This window comes from Halanaerobium sp. (assembly GCF_003070835.1).
The window spans coordinates 1-3,221 of the sequence record NZ_QBLR01000361.1 but is presented as its reverse complement, the minus strand read 5'-3'; the positions used below and the strand labels follow the sequence as shown (position 1 = coordinate 3,221).

The window sequence follows — 3,221 nt, the reverse complement described above, 5'->3', positions numbered from 1 at the left end:
ATTCTTTAAAAATCCAAAATATTGGAATAGAATACTCAAAGATTTACCATAGAGATTATGATAAAATTTTTAAAAACAAAAATTGGAATATTGTAAATATCGATGAACAACTTGAAAGCATGAGAAATATTAAGACCGTTGAAGAGATAGAAACCATGAAAAAGGCCATAAAGATATCTGAAGATGCCTTTGTTGAAATGCTCAATTACGTAAAACCTGGTATAACTGAAAAATATCTCGCTGCTGTATTGGAATTTGAAATGAAAAAAAGAGGTGCTGAAAAACCAGGATTCGACACAATAGTTGGATCTGGTTTTAGAGGAGCTCTTCCTCATGGCATAGCATCAGAAAAGAAGCTGGAAGAAGGAGATATGATAGTAATAGATTTTGGGGCCAGGTACAAAGGTTATAATGCTGATTTAACTAGAACAATTGGAGTAAAATCGATAACAGACGAAGTAAGAAATGTTTATAGCACTGTGTTGAATGCCAACAAAGAAGCAATAAAAGCTGTGAAAGCAGGAGAAAGCGGTTTTGATATAGATAAAATAGCAAGAGAAATTATAAAAGAAGCTGGTTATGGGGAATATTTTGGTCATGGTCTTGGACACGGTTTGGGAATAGAAGTTCACGAAAACATAAGTGTTTCACCGAGATCAAAACACACTTTAAAAGCCGGAAATGTAGTTACTATAGAACCAGGTATATATTTGGACGGCAAATTTGGAGTTAGAATTGAAGACGACATATTAGTACTTAAAAATGGCTATGAAAATCTCAATAGCTTGAGTAAGGATCTAATTATAGTGTAATAAAATCCCCCCTGAAAACAGGGGGGTCCAAATCCCTTGGGGGAATTTGGGGGGATGGGTTAAAAAATTAAGCTATAAATAAAACTGTATACTTTCATAATTATTATATCACTTGATATATTAATTTAACGAAATTATTTTTTAATATTTGGTAAATAAGTATAATTTTTTTATCTAATCAGTAATAATAGCTATTAAAAACTTAAAATGCAAAATTTGGGGTGAAAAATGGAATATATTTTTTTAGCATTAGGATTCATTTTATTGGTAAAAGGATCTGATTTTCTTGTTGACGGAGCATCCAATATTGCACGTCATTTTGGAATATCTCAATTGATAGTTGGCCTTACCATAGTTGCCTTTGGAACATCTACCCCTGAACTAATAGTAAATTTGATTTCTAGTTCTACGAGTAATACTGATTTAGCTATATCCAATGTACTGGGGAGCAACCTATTCAACACTTTGATAATTCTGGGGATTACTTCATTAATTGCTCCTATTGGAGTTCAAAAATCAACAGTAAAAAAAGAAATTCCAATGAATTTTTTGGTTACTTTAGTTTTATTGGTCCTTGTAAACGACTTGATCTTGAATCAAGGAAATAACTTATTGTCTTTGGGCGATGGGCTAATTCTTTTATTGTTTTTTGTAATTTTCTTTTACTACGTTTTTGAAAATGCAAAAGATCAAAATTTAGAAAACAATAAAAGCAAAGATCAAAATAACAGTTTAAAAATAAAAGATTTTATATTTGTGGTGCTTGGTATTTTTATGCTTTATTTGGGTGGAGATTGGATTGTTAGCAACGCAGTAAAAATTTCTGAAAGCTTTGGAATCTCCCAAAAAATAATAGGTTTAACTATTTTGGCAACTGGAACATCTTTACCAGAACTCGTCACTTCTATAACTGCAGTGAGAAAAGGAAATAACGATATTGCCGTTGGAAATGTAGTGGGATCCAATATTTTTAATATTTTATTAGTTCTTTCTGCTTCAACTACGATTACCCCTATACCTTTTAATCCTGGAGACAACATAACAATTTTGGTTCTTTTAATATCCACAGTTTTACTTTGGTTATTCTTAAGAAAAGACCACAAACTGACAAAAGGTGAAGGTTTGATATTATTGTTAATCTACATATCTTACATGAGCTATGAATTCATAACATAAAAGGAGCGATAAGCTCCTTTTATTTTTTACTTTTATACACAAAGTTAATACTATTTTTATATTTTCATAATTTTTTGTAGTTAGAATTTAACTACCCCTATATAGGGGGATAAATTAAAAGGGGTGAAATAATGGATATTTTTATAAGCGTTTTAATATTAGGAATAGCTGGATACTTAGTATATAGATTTTTGTTCAAGAAGAAAGGGAAATCTTGTTGTTCAACTAATTTAGAAGAAACAGAGTAAATTGTACTCTGTTTCTTTTTTATTATAACTACAGTTTTGTCTTAAGCTATCAAATGTTATCTCGGTAACAAAAACCCCCATTTCAATACTCTTTTCAATTGAGTATTTTCAAGACAACTTTTTTATTTTTTTAGAATACAAAAAATTCTTAATTATTTAAATCTACTTCCAACAGTTATGGGTATGGTAGCTTTTATAAATATTAGTGCCTTTTTGCTAATTTTAATATGATTTTTATATTAGAAAAATATTTAAGAGTTAGTATATTAATATCCCCCTCTGCCATAGGGTTAATTGGAGGAAAATTTATGAGTTATAAAATTTTATTGGTTGAAGATGACAAAAAAATCTCTGAAATTATAGATAAATATTTAAAAAAGAATGATTTTGAAACTAACGTCGCTTTTAATGGGATTGATGCTCTTGAAAAATTTAGTAATAACGACTATCATCTGATTATTTTGGACATAATGATGCCTGGAATAAGTGGGTTTGAAGTTCTTTCTGAAATAAGAACTATTTCTGATGTTCCCGTTGTTATAGTAACAGCCAAAAAAGATGAAATAGATAGATTAACTGGATTCAATAAAGGTGCTGATGATTATATTGTTAAACCCTTTAGTCCAAAGGAATTAGTAAAAAGAGTAGAAGCTATTATAAAAAGAGCTTATAAACCTATCAAACAAAAAAAATTACTTATTTATGATGATTTGAAGTTGGATTTAGTTAGTCAAAAATTATATAAAGGCGGAGAAAATATAGAGATCTCTTCAAAAGAATTCAAAATTTTAAGGACCTTTTTTGAAAATGTGGACATACCTCTCTCCAGAGAAAAAATAATAAAGAATTCTTTTGGGATTGAATATGATGGATTTGACAGAAATATAGATTCTTATATCAAAAATATTAGAAAAAAAATTGAAACTAACACCAGAAGCCCAAAATATATAAAAACAAAATATGGGTTTGGTTATATAATGGGAAG

3 protein-coding genes are annotated in these 3,221 nt (G+C 29.2%); all 3 read left to right on the top strand.

Features of this window, described 5'->3' with window-relative positions; genetic code table 11:
* A partial coding sequence (locus CI949_RS19005; protein WP_290769325.1) for a Xaa-Pro peptidase family protein occupies positions 1-812 on the top strand: 812 nt, incomplete at its 5' end.
* 228 nt (positions 813-1,040) lie between these two features.
* Positions 1,041-1,988, top strand: a complete 948-nt coding sequence (locus tag CI949_RS19000) for a calcium/sodium antiporter (RefSeq protein WP_135403169.1) — start codon at positions 1,041-1,043, stop codon at positions 1,986-1,988.
* A gap of 556 nt (positions 1,989-2,544) precedes the next feature.
* The coding region (locus tag CI949_RS18995) for a response regulator transcription factor (RefSeq protein WP_290769320.1) at positions 2,545-3,221 on the top strand (677 nt) is incomplete at its 3' end.